We start from the raw sequence: 15,957 nt of genomic DNA, 5'->3' as shown, positions 1-15,957 counted from the left end.
GGCTTTCATTTCCATGCCACAGGGCAGATTGTTGCTTTGTTTCTCGCCGGTCTCTTGGTTGTCGGAAGTGATTATCGGTATATAAACATTGACGACAATGCCTCTGTTGATTTTATTCTGAAAAAATTTGGGCTGTGAAGGTATAAATGTTCGTTCCCTTTTCTTTCCAGGCATTTATGGGTAGACCGGCCTTGTGGCATGTCTGTTTCAGGAATTCTTCCTTGTTCCACTTCTGCTCTGTGGCAACCTGCGGGAGTAGAAGGCCCGAGTAGTTTCCTCTGGTTATATATAGCCCGTGTCTGCCCACCTCAACCTCGTCTGTGCTGCTAATCAATTTTAACGGGCTTAGCACGGATATCTCGATGTGAATGTCTTTCAGTTCATCCTTGGAAACAGGTGGAAAACGGGGGTCTCTGCTTGAAGCTGCGATTGCCATTTCAGAAACTGCCCTGTAAAGCTGCTCAACAGGCACAATATACCCTATACACCCCCTCAACTCACTTTTTTTTGTGAGAGTGACAAAAGCGCCCCTCTTCTCAAGGAGCTTGCCCTCTTTTATCTGAAATCCCGGGATATTCCCTTTTGTAATATACTCATCCACGGTTTTCCGTGCGATCATAAGGAGTGTCTTCTGTTCTTTTTTATTGAGTGCATGGCTGTCATCAGGATAGTAGAAGGCAACCGAGCCATACCCGACAACACGACCCTTATCCCTTGTAACATCCCCGGAATTGGCATAGCGTAGGGTCTTTGCCTCGGCATTCAGTGTTTTTGATGCCATCAGTAAAGCAATTACCCCCTGGGCGCCGCACAGTTCATATTCTCCATTATTTAAGCCATCAAACAGCTTATCCGTATTAAGTGCCTCGATTTCCTTTAATGCGGGCTTATCCATCTGATTTGCCTGATTGTATGTGTGATAATGAGACATATCCGATGAAACTACGATAAGGGTCTCTTTCGGGTTTTGCCTCAATATTTTCACGAGTGCATCGGAAAGCGTTCTGTAATCATCAGTGTTCATTGACCCGATAAGCAATGGAACGATCCTGAAGGATTTCAATGTTTTTTGTAAAAAGGGCAACTGGACCTCAAGGGAATGTTCCTGTTCAAAGGCAGGAGAAAAGACTTTGATGGCCTTGCACTGTTCCATAAGCCTCTGTGCAACCTTCTGATCTATTTCCACCTTGCCTAAAGGTGTTTCCCAGGCGCCGGAAGGGTAGATGGAAATGCCTCTGAAGGGCATTCTGTGGCTTGAGCCTATGATAATGACTGTTTTATAATGTCTGCCTCTCAATTGACTGTATGCATATGAGGCAACCTCCCCGGAATACTCATAACCGGCATGGGGGACCATTATGCCGATCAAAGGAGAATTCACCTTTTCAACCTTTGATTCTGCTTCTTTTAGAAAATCATCTATTTTCTTTTCAAGTGCGTCCCTGTCTGCCGGATAAAAAGAACCGGCATAGACCGGTTTTCTTACTTTCAGTGACCCTTCTTCAGCCGCAGACAGTGCCGGAAAAATAAAAAAACATATAATGAATGTTGTTATGCTCCAGTTTTTAAAATTCGAAATTCGAAATTGAAAATTAAAAATTGCTTTTAAACGTTCCATATGCCTCCTATCTTTTCATCACAAAATTTACATTTCCCGGCCTTCATATTATTTTCCAACATGCTGTATCCGGCTCTCTTAATCACTATTTTTCTGCATTTCGGACAGTATGTGTTTTCCCCCGGATGTCCCGGTACATTCCCGATATAAACGTAATGCAGCCCTGTTTTCAACGCTATTTCCCTTGCCCTGTCCAGTGTGCTCACCGGGGTAGGAGAGACCCCTGTTAGCTTATACATGGGGTAGAACCGGGAAAAATGCACAGGCGTATCAATCCCGGCATTGTTTTTTAACCATTCACACATATTTGCAATCATCTTCGGATCATCGTTATAACCTGAAATTACAAGGTTCGTAATCTCTACCCACACTCCTGATTTCTTTAATGTTTTTATCGTTTCAAGGACCGGGTTGAGTTCTGCCTCACATACTTTGTTGTAAAACTCCTGACTGAATCCCTTTAGATCAATGTTTACCGCATCAAGATATTTGCACAGCTCTTTTAACGGCTCCGGATTGATATATCCGTTTGAGTGCGATACGTTCAGGATGCCCTTGCTTTTTGCTATCCTGGCTGTATCAAACATGTATTCAAAAAAGTTTGTCGGCTCGGTATATGTATAGGCAATGCTTTTGCAGTTGTTTGCTTTTGCCATTGAAACAATTATGTCGGGAGGGCGATAACGGTTTTCCGTTTCAAGCGGGGAGACCTGCGATATCTGCCAGTTCTGACAGAATTTACATCTCAGGTTGCATCCCGCACTGGCAATGGAAAAGCTGAGACTTCTGGGAAGCACATTAAAAAAAGGTTTTTTTTCAATAGGGTCAATGTGGATGGCGCAGGGTAGGGCATATCCGAGTGAGTAGAGCTTTCCTTTTATATTTTTTCTTGCCCGGCAGAAGCCTGAAGTAGCTTCAGAAATGGTGCATCCTCTGGGGCACAATTGACACCATACGATCTGCTTTTTTTCGTCATATTTTTCGTAATACAGTGCCTCTTTTAAAGGATTACCGTCGCTGCCAAGAAGAATCTCCGGTTTTATGTTCAGGATAAGAGGGGTAAGACAGGCTATTTTTATGAAGTTCCGTCTGCTCAGCATAACGTACGGTAAATTATACTACTTTTTGTATGAGGTTAACAATAGCACGAAGCTGCTTATTTTTAATGTTATAAGTGCGATGCACCCATCCGACAAACCAAGTATGGGCAGTAGCACAATCCCGCCTATAATCCCGCCAATCCAGCCGCCAAGAAGATCAGCGCCGTATAAAATTCCGGCAGTTCTGCCAACGCTGCCTGCCCGATAAACCTTGTTTGCTAAGGGGAATTCCATGCCGGCCAGAAATCCTGAGACAAATAACAGGATGAAAAAGATTACCCGCACGGATAGGGGATTATAAGTGACGGCAGGCTCAATAAAAAGGAGTATCAGAAGAAGGATGAAGCAAAAAAGGGCAATTGCTGCCTCTGTATAGATGAAGGCGAGGAATATCTTTTTGATATGGTTCAGGGAAAGAACGATAACAAGACTGCCGGCAGCCATGCCTGCCATAAAGGTTGTTATAAGAATACCGATTTCATGGAATATATAACCATAAAATATCTGAAAACTGAAGAGAAGGATCAACTCAAGAATCATTGCTGCAAAACCTGTAGTTGAAATGGCATAGACAATGCCTGTCCCGCTGTACCTTCTCTGAAGAAAAAAGAAGACCAAAAAAAGTGATGCTATGAAGACAATGGAGACAATAATGTTAATCTGATTTACATAATCGAAAAATATTTTCAAATATGGGGAAAAAAGCAGGTTGATGTATGTAACATGATAAAAAAGGCCTTTTGGAGAAAAATCTCTATTGATGGACGCCGTTGTGCCCTGCATGTTGGATAGGAACCAGTTGCGCCGGATTTCTTCAAAGCGGTAGTTCAGGTGCGAAGAGGTGATAAGGCCTGTTTTTATCCCGTACCCCCTTAACCTGCCATAAAGAAGGGCAGGGGAGATGAGGGCAACCTCCTGGGCGTCCGATGCCATAAAAAGGTTGAAATCGCCAGGTAGTACATACACGTAGGAAAATACCTTTTCAACGGTATGTATAATGCTTACATTTAGTTCCTTTAATTCCTTGCTGTAATATGTTAGGGAACCTGTCAATGTTAGCGTAAGTATTCCATTATAATTCAATCTTGCCTTCGCTGCTGTGAAAAATTCCTGTGTAAAGAACCTGTTTGCCTGAAGCGTATAGGGCGGAGGTAAACCAAGAAGTATAACATCGTATTTATTAGACGTTTCTGTTAAAAAACGCTTTCCGTCAATATAATACAGGTTGACAATGGGGTTATCCAGCTCCCTTTGCGTCAGCGGTGTAGAAAACTTCCGAATGACTTTAAGAAACAGCGGATCTCTTTCAACATAATCTATTTTTTTAACAGAAGGGTATTTGAGCAACTCGTTTATGATACCCCCAGCGCCTGCGCCTATGATGAGTATATTTTCCGGGGAAGGGTGGGCAAGCATTGGAAGGTGCACGAACTCTTCAACAAAGGCAATGTCAGGGATGGGCGTTGTGACGGCAGGGATGCCATTGGAGAAAAAGGTATACTGACTGTCATTCTGAACAACGACGATGTTTTGATAATGGGAGTTTCCGTAATATACCATGTTTTGACCAGGCCATTGCCTTTTTAAAGCAAGGTTGTTGATCTTTTCTGTTCCGCTGCCTGTCAGAAAGATAGTTGAAAGAACAAACAGGCATATTGAGATGCTTGTTATAATGCGTTTTTTTGAAAGGCCTGTTGAGCAGGCAAAAAATGAACACGTCAATGCACTGATTAGGGCAACCCCCATAGCTATCTGAAAGGAGTTATAATAAATGATAAGCAGATAATTAACCAGCACACCCCCGATAATTGTTCCAAGCATTTCGATGAAGTATACCTTCCCTGTTGAAGTAGTTCCTTCTCCTGTAATCTCATTGTGAGCTGAACAAGCGAGAGTAAAGAAAAGGCCGTGGAGAAAACCTGTAGGCAGGAGAATAATGACTGAGGAATAAAATGTAGGCAACAATCCGATACCCACGCCGGGGTCAATGCTGGCAATTGTTTTGAAGACACGCGTGAAGTATATGCTCGCAGGAAAGAAGACTGAAAACAGGATGATTGATGACATGAGGGCGTTCATACTATTTATTTTGTTCCATCTCCCCCCGATGAAAGACCCTATTGCTTCCCAGATGACCCAGGAGCCTATGATAATGCCAATGGAGAATTCATTTCCGGAGAAGAGGATAAGCATTTCCCTGAGCAGGACTGTCTGGGCAACAATCCCGCCAAGGCCGCCGACAATCAATAAAGTAATAAAATAGATAAGTTTTCGATTAATCATTATTCATATATATCCAATAAGCCTGCGGGGTGTCAACAACAAGTCGTGTTTGAACATTATATACCGAAAGCCTGTGCGGACTACCTTTAAAATTTAGGCGGTAAACTCAGTTAAATCTTATACATTACAAAATATCTAAGACAATTGCTTTCATTGTTTTCAGCGGAGCGCGATCAAGTGAATATGTCTGCCTATGTTCTATAGATTATAGCTGTCTTTGTTTTCAAAAATCTGGTATGATAATCTTTATGGAAAACATCAAGATAAATCTCGAAAATCTTATAGCTTTTTTCTTTGTAGCAAAGGAAAGAAGTTTCAGCAACGCAGCAACAAAACTATTCCTTACGCAACCTGCAGTAACCACCAAGATCAAATGCCTGGAAAGACAATTTGGTACAAAACTCTTCATCAACGCAGGTAAACAGCTCCAACTCACCGATGTGGGCAAAGAAATCCTCCCCATAGCCGAGGAAGTATACAAAAAGTCAAAGGAAATTGAAAATATTCTGACATCATATAACAATGCAGGCAGGGGCGTGCTGCGTATTGGAGCATCAAGGTCTCTTTCTCAGACATATCTGCCCCTGATCATAAACATCTTTAGCGATCACTACCCGAACATCCAGGTAAGTATTACTGAAGGCACTTCACATGAAATCATTGAAAAAATAATGCAATTCAAAGATAATATAGGCATTATTCCTAAAGTTCCCATAAATGATAAGATTACGGCCATTACGATATCAAACGAGAAGATTGAGTTTGTAGTTAGTAACAAGAATCCGCTTGCCCAAAAGGAGCATATTTCAATAGATGACATGTTGCATCAGCCCATACTTGTTGCAGGAGAAGGTTCTGCTACGAGACTGGCCCTTTTGGATGTTTTTGACAAATATAAGGTAACACCGAATATTGTTTTTGAAGCAGAAAATCTGGAAATGATAAAGAAATATCTTTTAACAGGCAAGGGTATGGCGCTTATGTTCCCGGCAGTGGTCAAGAATGAATTAGAGGAAGGCCAGCTCAAGATTTTGAGTATGGCCGATATTAACATATACATAGATGTACAGCTTATTTTTCTCTCAGAGCACTTGCTAAGCCCGAGCGCTAAGAAGGTTATTGAAATTATTCACTCGACCTTTTCTGTCTGACGCCCTTTAACTATCGACTGCACTTATTATATATAATACATTGGGAAATCAGACCTGATGTGAATAAAAATCAGTACCTGATCCCCCATTATTTCATGTGATGTAAGATTTTATGGCTGCCAGTTGTCGTATTTCTGATCCAGTATAGGTGCTTTCCGTTCGCCCTCAACTTCTTTATGAGATCGACCAATATTTTGTCCACCTCTTTGCCCTTTTCACCGAGGGGCATTAGCGCTTTCACGTCAAATTTCTTGTATTCCCAGCTCTTGATGTTCTTAAGACCGAGCTTCTTCAGTGCCATATCTGTTTCAGGCGTGGCCATTACCCAGCAGTCTAATCTCCCCATATCCACCTTCTGTAAGCTCGACTCAATACTGGGGGGGGCGGTTATGTTGTGTATCGGGGCATCCAGGATATACTTGACGGCCTCATCCGTTCACATAAAATCGGGAGGGGGCGGCCAAAAAAATATATTTTGACCGCCCGGTGTGTGTGGGTGTTCAAATTTAAGATATAGCAACATTTGCTTATATTCCAGTTTCTCTGCTCTCTATATCCCTTCGGTCAGGCCTTTTATAAAATACGGAATTTCCACTCTTCTTGTCGGAGCCATTATCCTGCTCTGAAAGTTCATTATGTATTTTGACTTCAATTGTCTCATAAGGGCTCTGTATTTGTCCGTATCCACAGACTTGGCAATATCCTGTAAGCCGGGGCTGCTGCCTTCAACAAGGATGAATGGTCCCGAACCAATAACTACCTTCCAGATATTTGTTATCTTTATTCCTAACCCTTCCATTTCCGGGATGAATTCATTCTTGACAAAATTCTTATATTCTTCAGCCATTCCTGGAATAATATCAAAATATTGATTAAATCTCCACATACCAAACTGGATATTGTATCTTCCTACGTCGATTGGACCGTAGGATACATAGAGTTTGCTTGAATAGTTCAATATAAGAGGAAAAAGTTGTTCAAGAAGCTTGGTATATTCAGCAGAAGTCACAATTTTTTGGAATTCCTCAACACTGTCAGTTGTGGATATGGCAGCTATGTGAGGTCCTGCACCTACTACCACATAAAAGCCTCCGACAACCCTTAATCCCAATTTCTCTAAAACAGGTATATGTGTTCCCAAAATAAAGTTTTCATACTCTCTTTCTTTGTTCTTCGCAACGCTCCAGTGCTGTACAAAAAGTATGGCCATGATACCTCCTAAAAAAAGATTTGTAAAATTATAGGATCAGAGCTTGTATTGACCTCTTTGCCCGGTTTAACCTTGGAAAAAGTCATCCTTATATACATTTCAAATTTTCTACTTTCTAAAGAGTTGAAGCATCATGTCTACTACATACGCTTCATCCTTTCCAACATCTTTTTTTGTGTATTTCGCTCCTCTGGCCTGCACCCAGAAAATATTTTCCGGAAAAGGGAATCTTTTATCCACGGCCCATTCCATATCCTGGGGAAAACCGAAGTAATTTTCAACTTCCTTGCCAATTCTTACTATCTCGAGTATTTCGTTATCATCGAGACAAGGCGATTTTTTTAACTCAACCGGCACTTCAGCAATTGTTGTACCAATTTCGCCATAGACAACCATCTTAGTCTTTTCAGCAACAGATCTTGATTCTATTAACATATCAATTTTGTTTATTATAAAAGAGTCGGGCGTTATATCCCCGCTGACAACACTTTCTCCAAGACCAAAATTACCTTCAACTATGGCACGATCAAGATCGCCTGCACTGGGGAGAACAGTCAATGTAACACCGGCGCTTTTTGCATCGATCATCATGATTACGGCAATGCCGATAGGCGCCCATGAAATAGGCATATTGCTCTTTATCCTGAAGACGATTGCCCGTGTTGTAAAGGCGCTTGCCCAGACCTTTTTTACATTCCTGATGATCTCAGATTCACCCTTTATATTCAGATAGGTTTCCATCTGGCCCGGCATACTTACGGCCCCGCTTGATCTTACAGCGCAGGCTACATCGGTGATACCTACCTTTTTTTGAAGCTCCATGTAGAATTCAGCGATGAGCGCGGCCATACCCGGCGGCATTTCACACTCCTCGATGGCCTCTCTTATTGTCGCGCTCATCGCTATCATCCTGTCTATTTCTTTATCAACATCAAGGCCTGCATTTGTTTCCTTTTCAACTATCTGTATTACCTTTTCCTTTAAACCTGATTGTTCCATAAATGTTTCATAAGCTTTTATGGAAAGAGCAAATCCATAGGGCACACGAAGGCCGATTTTTATCAGCTCTCCCAGGTTTGCACATTTATTTCCCACAGCTTCTCTATATTCTTTAGATAGTTCATCCAACCAATAAATTTCTTTCATATCCATAGAAGTCTCCTAATCAAAGGACATCCCGACAAGTCAGTATGACTTAAGGATTTTCGAATCCAGGGGACGAGAGCTCAGGTAATAAACCTGAACCCCGTACCTGGAATCTGATAAAAATCCTTTCTCGGCTTTATAACTCATCCAAAAGGATGCAATCATCACCTTTTGGTTTGCCCTTTGCCTTTTTTCGTTGTTGTTACTTGTCAAGGATGTATATAGCACCCATATTTGCGTCCAGCCTTATCCTCATTCCATCTTTCAAGACCTTTGTGCCTTCGAATGTATTCATGACAACGGGTATGCCATATTCCCTGCCGACGATTGCAGCGTGGGAAAGGCTCGCGCCTCTATCCACGATAACCCCTCCCAGAATAGAGAAAACGGGGGTCCAGCTTGGAGAGGTAGTAGGCGCTACCATAATATCTCCTTTTTGTATCTTCGATAGTTCTTCCTCTTTCCAGACAACCTTCACAGTCCCTTCAGCCACGCCTGGCGAACCGCAAACACCGAAGAGATCAGCCTTGAGTTCCGGTCTTACCACAGGCATACTGCCCACAACGACCTTTAAGGCGATGGGATCCATGGATCCGATCAATCCTCCCATTGCATCCTCAAAAGTGAAACCTTCTTTCATAAATGCCGGCGGGTTATCTTTCGCACACCAGCCCTGCCAGTCAGCCTTTCTGCGGTCTACAATCGGTCTGAGGTTGAACATATCAGGGCTTATGCATGCCTTTCTCACCTCATCGGGTATCAGGTAGAATATATCATCAGCAGTTTCGATCGCGCCTAATTTTGCAAAGCGTTTTCCTATACCTATAACACTCCGTCTGACCATGGCGTGCGCGTAAAGGTCAAGATAATGGTTGTGTTCTTCGCTGAACCAGGCGCAGTCCTGCGCAAGTTTCAGCATCGTTTTGAACCAACCCTTCTGTTCTGGGGATATCTTTGCCAATATCTCATTCTCGGCAACGATTCTCTCAGCTTCAAGTCTCTTCCTGTCTTCATCGAGGTTGTAGTTCATTCCCTTAGTAATGGCCATTTTGATCACGGAAAAAGCCGGGGTAGGATCCTCAAGCCATGTGGGGCAATTGATCTCTGCCATCCTATCCAAACGCCATCCCGCTTCCTTTTCCATAAAATCATCAAAGGCCTTGAGAAATTCCTGTCCGTTATACGTGGGTTTGAGGGCATCTCTCATCTTTGATGCTTCAGTGGAAAGAAATATATCTTTCAATCCCATAGCCTCAGCTTTCCGGGCAAATTCAAAAAGGCCCTTGTCCACCTGGAAGCTCTTGTTGTCAAAACCGCTCATAAGCCTGTGGAATTCTGGGCTTGAGTCATTAAAACCGAGGAGCTGCTGTGTCATCTGTTCAAAGAGTACGAATGCGGTATAGACGCCATACATCATATACATGTGTATTTCCCACATGCGCTTGCAGACATTGATCGTCCCTTCAAAATTCTCCAGAAGATCTATATTGGAGGCTTTATCGAGATCGATCTTCAGCGCATCGTACTTCCCTACAATCTCGTCCACAAAACCCTTCCACAAGCCGCTGAAATCCTGGATGAAAGGCATAATAGCAACTTTGAAACGCTCCTCACGAGCCTTTCTTTCCTCAGGATCCTGAACAATGAGCAAGGCCAGATAGCCGCCTCCATCCTTAAACCGCCAGTCCCATCCCTTTACCGTGGGTAAAGAAAGCTTTTCTGCGCCATACTGCATGCCGTGCCGGCAGAAATTGATCCAGAACCAACCGAACATAGGTGTCCATGGCGGCACAGAGTGCGTAGCATCCAGAAACCAAGCCGGCGAAACCGCAAAATCCAAACTCTCATCAAACTCAAGACCTGGAACACAATCGTACATCTTCATAAATCCTCCCCTTTTTCGATTTTTTTGGTGCATTGCTCTTTTTAATGCATTGCTTTTCCTCCATCCACAAGGATGGTCTGTCCAGTTATGAAATCTGCTGCATCTGAAGAAAGAAAAATCGTAGCTCCGACGATATCTTCCGCCACACCGAGTCTTTTAAGAGGTGTTTTGGATGTATCGTACTTTGTGACATCTGCAATTGTGCGGCTTGCTTCTGTATCCGTGAACCCGGGTGCAACCGCATTGACACAGATGTTATACGGCCCGAGTTCAATGGCCAAAGCCCTGGTCAGTCCAACAACAGCGCCCTTAGTTGCTACGTAGTGAACAAAACCATGGGAACCCGTAAAAAAGACCTCTGATGTCAGGTTGACAATCTTTCCTTTTCCAGCCTGTTTCATAAAAGGAAAGACTGCAACAGTTGGAAGCCAGGAACCTTTGACATTTACTGACATCATCATGTCCCACTCTTCATCGCTGATTTCATCAAATCCCTTGCGCTCAACACCATAGTAGAATGCCGCGTTGTTTACCAGGATATCAATCCTGCCGAACCTCTCCATTGCAAATTTTACCATTCTCTCATTATCAGCCCTGGATGTCACATCAATTTGGAGATATTCCCCTTCAGATCCTGCTTCTCTCACTGCCTTTACTGTTTCTTCCAACCCCTTCAAGTCTTTACGGGTCACCGCTAAAACCTTTGCTCCTTCCCGGGCAAATCCTTCACAAAACGCCCTTCCGAGTCCTTTAGCACCACCGGTGACAATCGCAACTTTTCCCTCCAGACTTATCATTGTATACCTCCTTTCTCTAAATTTAAAGACTTAAATAAAAAAAATGTATACATTTTTTATTCAACCTTCACAATAACATTTCCCCCATCCATCCCCAATTCTCTTGCTATGGGTTTGCACTTTATCTTCAGCATATAAACTGCTTTCTTATCAGGTATCTCGCCATGTATGGCCTCGTAACTTCCGGTGCCTTTGGCAATAACAAGGTCACAGGATTTGAAGGATGCTGCAGTTTCTTTATCCATTTTATCGGGTGCAAGAAAACCTGGAACCGTTATTATTTCATCAACCAGCCCCTCAAGACCGAAGGTGTTGACGTCAATCATGGTTGCATCTTCAAAAAAGGTCTGCTTTTTTACTACAAGAGTAATTCTCAATCCCATATCCTTAATCTGACGAATAACAAGGGAGTCAAAACCTATTTCACCTGCATTATCTGTTACATAAAACACATGGCGGGCATTCTTAAGGGCCCCGAAAAGGTCACCCATTACAGCCATCTTAGCATCTCCGAGATGCATCAAATCGCGTATTTCCTGAAAAGTGTAAGGACTTGAAGGTGCATTCAGAGGGGCAATATTGGCAGCAGCGGCAAGAAAGCAGGCTCTTGACAGTCTGCCTTCCAGTGTTTCTTCTTTATTTATGTATTCCATGGCCTCAACCAGGATCATTTTTGCATTTTCATTGCTTTTATGCTTAAGATCCTCATAATGTTGGGGAAGCCCGGGTGTTGAATCAAAAACAGCATGTACTGTTCCATTGCACAGAGAACCAACGTTCGCCTGTGGTGAAACATCGCTTAGCAGTACTCCAACTATGTTCCTGACGAGGACGGCTGTTCCACCTTCAGGGGTATACGGCGCCGTCCTTTCAAACACCCAATGAACAAGACATGCGCCGCATTCCGGATGAGGTTTCATATATGATACACTTTCACTGAATCTTAGGTTTTTTCAATCTTCTACCACCCGCGTTCTTCCCACGGCTTGTATTTAAGTCCAAAATCTTCTGCAATCGTCTTGTAGCAGGCATAGCTGCTGCCACGCCCTATACCGTGCGCAGAGTGTGCCGCCGAGGAACAGAGATAGTAATTCTTTAATGGCAAACGGTATCCCGATATTTCAGGGAATGGTCTCAACCTGCCGGAGCATTCGTAATGGGCATCCAATGCGCCCCAGCCACCCTGAGGCATACAGGGGTTCCTGTTAACCACATCATCCGGAGTTGCAATCCAGGCAGATATGAAGTTTTCCATATTGACATTAGGTGCATATTTTCCCCACTCTTCAATCATCCTGAATTCAATCTCCTTTTTCATCTTCAGCCATTCTCTTTCTGAAAAGTTCCTCCATGGGCAGGTAAACTCTTCGACAAGGGCTGCAAACCGTCCAGCCGGTGCGCGGGTCTTGTCCCATTGAACATCAGGGGCAACGAGGAGATATAACTTGTCGGAAATACCTTTTTCCCACCGATCCCTCTGGTACTGTCCGCTCAGGAAGTACTCTGGGTTTGCTTCACCGAAGTATAATCTCGGAACCATGCCCAGTTCGGGATTCTGCGGATAAACCGGTGCATCCATAAGTGCAATATTACCCCATAGAAGTTGGGTTCTCTCATATGCTTTATCATCAAGTGTCGGGGGTTTCTCTTTAAGTTTCTGGCCTCTTGCCCAGAGATCGGCCGGCCAGTTTTCCTTGCCTGCTACGTCCATTGTGAGCTCAATGCTTAAGTCACTGATTACCATATCGGCAAAAATCCTATCGCCGTTTACCAGTTCGATTCCAGTTGCCTTTTTGTTATCGCTCAGTACCTTCTTGACCTCATTAAGAACAAAGAATTCGCCGCCGTATTTTTCAAAGGCACGAAGAAGTGCATGGGTAATGCTATGAGTGCCACCGGTTACGATTGCTGCGGCATCGACGGAAAGAATGAGACCAAGAGCATGGATGTGCCAGTATGGCCCGGGTCTGTCCTGCGGAAAAAGACCGTTTGAAGTCTGAATTGCCCTCATATAAAATGTTTGCATCTCAGGACTCTTGAACATCTTCGTGGCAATTTCGCCAACTGTCCCTAAGGCGATATCACGATCAAGTCCATCTATCGGGTCATCAAAAAGCGCTTCAAGAGGATCGGGTCCATTACCCCACTCAGCCGGACCTGTGTATCGGTACAGTCCAAATGCTTTTCTCCACTTGTTTTTAAATCTCCTTATAATATCCTCAACAGTATTTGCATCATCTTTATTGATTTTTGCTATTTCTTTAATGGTATAATCAGCAGCCTCCTGAGAGAACTCTGCCCTTCCGGTAAGAGGATCAACAACCGGGAAGATCGTCTTACCCAATATGTAGCTGCCGTCAGGATAGATCCATGCCTCGTTGTTCTCAGGGAACAGGTAGACCAGTCCATGATCTCTCAGGTCAAAATCACTGTATGCCGGGTTTGTATAAAAACGCGTAAAATGTGCGCATACATTCTGGATAAATCCCGGTACAGGCAGTTCCTCACCACATGCACCGCCACCCATTTCATGCCATCTTTCAAACATGGCCGTCTTTAAACCGGCTCTCTGCAAATAGCAGGCTATGATTGTAGCATGATGCCCACCGCCTACTATAACCGCATCGTACTTTTTATCTGCCATAATGCCCTCCTTATTCTTATATCTTCATTAAATTCATGCTCTTGATGGTATGGCGCCCGGTCCCTTTGGTATGGCGCCAGGTCCCGGTACTGAGGCTGGTCCTTTCGGCGCCTTTCCCGCATCTGCTTTAGGGGCAGATGCTTCTACCTTTGCCAATTCCCCGTAATCAGGGTCTTTTGAAAAAAAGAACTTTATACCCTTGAGGATGAGTAACGGATTTGTCACTATTACCTTCACTATCTTTCTTAAATCAGATGGATCCAAAAAGGCACGTACTGTCCAGTGCACAGGGTTCACAATCTCCATCATCATCATCATACGCACAGGTTCCGTGACACCCTCTTGAGGTTCTTCCAACGTAGAAGGTACAACTGTGGTAGCAAAAATGTTCGACACTTTACCAGTGAGTAATGTCCTTCCTAAACCGGTTGATCGCATAAACATGGTATCCTCCTTTTATTCCAGTTACTAAAATAGTCCTAAATCTCTTGCTTCTTTAACGCCCCGTGGTTCAGGCCACCATTTCTTAATCCCCAGATTCTCTGCAATCTTTTCTGCTGCATTAAAGCCGGGACCGTAGGTAATCATACCGCCGGAGTGTGTGGAGGCTCCACCGACATAGAGATTCTTTATTGGCGTATCATGCTGGCCGCAGTATTCATTGGGTCTCATAAATCCCATCTGGAGCGGGAGATATGCGCCCTGTTTAAAACATCCCTGCTTCATATCAGGGAATTTATTCTCAGTGTCTAAAGGCGTACTGATATAATCCCATACTATGGTATCTTTATTCATATTTGGTGCATATTTTTCCAGTATGGCCTTGCAGCGTTCTGCATAGGGTCTTCTGTGTTTGTTCCATCCGAGGCCACCGCCATCCTTAAGGTTGTATGGTGCGCATTCCATGGAGATAAGACCGATGTGTTTGACAAAACTGCCTTCATGTCGATGCATACGGATTGGATCATGAATGGAGGGGAAGCAGCAGTTGAAACCGCCGTCATGCAGTTCTCCTCTTTTTGAAGCTTCAAAGTGATCGACAAGATCCTGTTCGCTCTCATATCCGATTACATAGATAAGTGCGTTCTCAAGTTCCGGATGCTTTTCAAATATCTTGAATTTCGGTTTCTCTGTCAGGGCCAGGTGTGTAGTAAAAAAGCTCATGTCGGAATAATGCCACTCGTCAAGCCTTGTGATCAGTTCCTTGTCGAGATGTTCTTTTCCCACCATGTCATAGAAGGTCTGGTGCGGATTAAGGGTGCTGCAGACAAACTTCTTTGCCTTGAGAATTGTGCCGTCTTTAAGTTCAACTCCCTTGGCCTCATTGTTCTCAATGACAATTCTCTTTATTTCGCATCCGCTTATTACCCTGCCGCCGTTCTCTGATATATATTTCCCCATAAGATGTGCTATGTGGTGGGAACCCATGTGAGACAGCTTGAAATGCCATGCACGGTTTATCATGAGAGGCACAAGGTATCCGAGGCCTTCAAGGTCATAATCAAGTCCCCACATGGTGGCGCAATAGAGAAATAATGCACGTACCTTATCATTCTCAAACCAGGAATCTACAATCTGTTTCGGTGTGAATCCCGTGAGTTCATCATCCCATTTGGTGGCAGGATGAAGTTCGAGCTTTGCTGCCTGCTCAATGCTGGGAAGAGGATTCACATAACTTGCCGGGGCAAGGAATATATCCATAGCTTCTTCGGATATATTGGCAAAGTTAAGGAAGGTCTCTGCATCCTTTTTTGAAAACTGCGCAATAGACTCTGCTGACTTTTTGGGATCGCTGTACAGGGCAAGATATGTTCCGTCCATAAAGGGCATAACAATCTGAAGCTCCGGGTAGATCCATTTCAGGTCATACTTTGTCTCCAGTTCAAAATCCCTCATTGGAGGTGCATAATCTACCATCATGTGGTAGATGGCATGACTGTCAACAAGCATACCGGGAAGGAGAAGGTTCTCTGTGGCTAACCCTCCGCCGATCTCATATCTCCTTTCCAGGATTGCAATCTTCAAACCTGCCTTTGTTAAATAACCTGCTGTTGTCAGGCCGTTGGGGCCTGCTCCGATGATAATGCCATCGTATTCCAATTCTCTCATAATTCTGCCTCCTT

Annotated in this window: 13 protein-coding genes; 1 reads left to right on the top strand and 12 read right to left on the bottom strand. The window is 43.7% G+C overall.

What is annotated here, in order from left to right:
- Positions 1–112: 112 nt before the first annotated feature.
- Genes amrB through NT178_02095 form a run of 3 tightly spaced genes read right to left on the bottom strand, consistent with a single transcriptional unit; the run spans position 113 to position 5,001 of the window.
- Positions 113–1,618: an AmmeMemoRadiSam system protein B gene (gene amrB, locus NT178_02105; protein MCX5811327.1), complete on the bottom strand. Its 1,506-nt coding sequence runs from the start codon at positions 1,616–1,618 to the stop codon at positions 113–115.
- Entirely contained in the window at positions 1,606–2,718 is a 1,113-nt protein-coding gene (amrS, locus tag NT178_02100) for an AmmeMemoRadiSam system radical SAM enzyme (protein ID MCX5811326.1), read from the bottom strand. Before amrS ends, amrB begins: the two co-directional genes overlap by 13 nt.
- An 18-nt stretch (positions 2,719–2,736) precedes the next feature.
- Entirely contained in the window at positions 2,737–5,001 is a 2,265-nt protein-coding gene (locus tag NT178_02095) for a methyltransferase (protein ID MCX5811325.1), read from the bottom strand.
- Between the two features lie 248 nt (positions 5,002–5,249).
- On the opposite strand from NT178_02095, the gene NT178_02090 reads away from it, so the two are divergent.
- The gene (locus NT178_02090; protein ID MCX5811324.1) at positions 5,250–6,152 is read left to right on the top strand and encodes a LysR family transcriptional regulator; all 903 of its coding nucleotides are present in this window, start codon (positions 5,250–5,252) and stop codon (positions 6,150–6,152) included.
- Positions 6,153–6,240: 88 nt separating this feature from the next.
- Here NT178_02090 and NT178_02085 read toward each other — a convergent pair whose 3' ends face one another.
- The 9 genes from NT178_02085 to NT178_02045 all read right to left on the bottom strand — a co-directional run bounded on the left by NT178_02085 (position 6,241) and on the right by NT178_02045 (position 15,943).
- A complete protein-coding gene (locus NT178_02085) occupies positions 6,241–6,498 on the bottom strand; it encodes a hypothetical protein (protein ID MCX5811323.1) in 258 nt (85 codons plus the stop codon).
- Positions 6,499–6,702: 204 nt separating this feature from the next.
- Entirely contained in the window at positions 6,703–7,362 is a 660-nt protein-coding gene (locus NT178_02080; GenBank protein MCX5811322.1) for a hypothetical protein, read from the bottom strand.
- Between the two features lie 108 nt (positions 7,363–7,470).
- The gene (locus NT178_02075) at positions 7,471–8,514 is read right to left on the bottom strand and encodes a PEP/pyruvate-binding domain-containing protein (GenBank protein ID MCX5811321.1); all 1,044 of its coding nucleotides are present in this window, start codon (positions 8,512–8,514) and stop codon (positions 7,471–7,473) included.
- A 196-nt stretch (positions 8,515–8,710) separates the two neighbouring features.
- Positions 8,711–10,393 carry a PEP-utilizing enzyme gene (locus tag NT178_02070; GenBank protein ID MCX5811320.1) on the bottom strand — a complete coding sequence of 561 codons (1,683 nt, stop codon included), beginning with the start codon at positions 10,391–10,393 and terminating at the stop codon, positions 8,711–8,713.
- 41 nt (positions 10,394–10,434) lie between these two features.
- Complete coding sequence (locus tag NT178_02065; GenBank protein ID MCX5811319.1) at positions 10,435–11,190, bottom strand: SDR family oxidoreductase; 756 nt, start codon at positions 11,188–11,190, stop codon at positions 10,435–10,437.
- 56 nt (positions 11,191–11,246) lie between these two features.
- Positions 11,247–12,110: an ARMT1-like domain-containing protein gene (locus tag NT178_02060; GenBank protein ID MCX5811318.1), complete on the bottom strand. Its 864-nt coding sequence runs from the start codon at positions 12,108–12,110 to the stop codon at positions 11,247–11,249.
- 41 nt (positions 12,111–12,151) lie between these two features.
- The gene (locus tag NT178_02055; protein MCX5811317.1) at positions 12,152–13,834 is read right to left on the bottom strand and encodes an NAD(P)/FAD-dependent oxidoreductase; all 1,683 of its coding nucleotides are present in this window, start codon (positions 13,832–13,834) and stop codon (positions 12,152–12,154) included.
- 33 nt (positions 13,835–13,867) lie between these two features.
- Positions 13,868–14,278, bottom strand: a complete 411-nt coding sequence (locus NT178_02050; GenBank protein ID MCX5811316.1) for a hypothetical protein — start codon at positions 14,276–14,278, stop codon at positions 13,868–13,870.
- A 24-nt stretch (positions 14,279–14,302) separates the two neighbouring features.
- Positions 14,303–15,943 carry an NAD(P)/FAD-dependent oxidoreductase gene (locus NT178_02045; GenBank protein ID MCX5811315.1) on the bottom strand — a complete coding sequence of 547 codons (1,641 nt, stop codon included), beginning with the start codon at positions 15,941–15,943 and terminating at the stop codon, positions 14,303–14,305.
- Positions 15,944–15,957: the final 14 nt, after the last annotated feature.

The organism is Pseudomonadota bacterium, assembly GCA_026388255.1.
Lineage (GTDB): Bacteria > Desulfobacterota > Syntrophorhabdia > Syntrophorhabdales > Syntrophorhabdaceae > JAPLKB01.
The sequence above is the reverse complement of the archived record's forward strand: the minus strand, read 5'-3'. Positions and strand labels throughout refer to the sequence as shown.

What these genes read in the sequence shown, in the direction of transcription:
- amrB (MCX5811327.1), bottom strand. Translation starts at nt 1,618, where the DNA reads ATGGAACGTTTAAAAGCAATTTTTAATTTTCAATTTCGAATTTCGAAT.
- amrS (MCX5811326.1), bottom strand. Translation starts at nt 2,718, where the DNA reads ATGCTGAGCAGACGGAACTTCATAAAAATAGCCTGTCTTACCCCTCTT.
- NT178_02095 (MCX5811325.1), bottom strand. Translation starts at nt 5,001, where the DNA reads ATGATTAATCGAAAACTTATCTATTTTATTACTTTATTGATTGTCGGC.
- NT178_02090 (MCX5811324.1), top strand. Translation starts at nt 5,250, where the DNA reads ATGGAAAACATCAAGATAAATCTCGAAAATCTTATAGCTTTTTTCTTT.
- NT178_02085 (MCX5811323.1), bottom strand. Translation starts at nt 6,498, where the DNA reads ATGGGGAGATTAGACTGCTGGGTAATGGCCACGCCTGAAACAGATATG.
- NT178_02080 (MCX5811322.1), bottom strand. Translation starts at nt 7,362, where the DNA reads ATGGCCATACTTTTTGTACAGCACTGGAGCGTTGCGAAGAACAAAGAA.
- NT178_02075 (MCX5811321.1), bottom strand. Translation starts at nt 8,514, where the DNA reads ATGGATATGAAAGAAATTTATTGGTTGGATGAACTATCTAAAGAATAT.
- NT178_02070 (MCX5811320.1), bottom strand. Translation starts at nt 10,393, where the DNA reads ATGAAGATGTACGATTGTGTTCCAGGTCTTGAGTTTGATGAGAGTTTG.
- NT178_02065 (MCX5811319.1), bottom strand. Translation starts at nt 11,190, where the DNA reads ATGATAAGTCTGGAGGGAAAAGTTGCGATTGTCACCGGTGGTGCTAAA.
- NT178_02060 (MCX5811318.1), bottom strand. Translation starts at nt 12,110, where the DNA reads ATGAAACCTCATCCGGAATGCGGCGCATGTCTTGTTCATTGGGTGTTT.
- NT178_02055 (MCX5811317.1), bottom strand. Translation starts at nt 13,834, where the DNA reads ATGGCAGATAAAAAGTACGATGCGGTTATAGTAGGCGGTGGGCATCAT.
- NT178_02050 (MCX5811316.1), bottom strand. Translation starts at nt 14,278, where the DNA reads ATGTTTATGCGATCAACCGGTTTAGGAAGGACATTACTCACTGGTAAA.
- NT178_02045 (MCX5811315.1), bottom strand. Translation starts at nt 15,943, where the DNA reads ATGAGAGAATTGGAATACGATGGCATTATCATCGGAGCAGGCCCCAAC.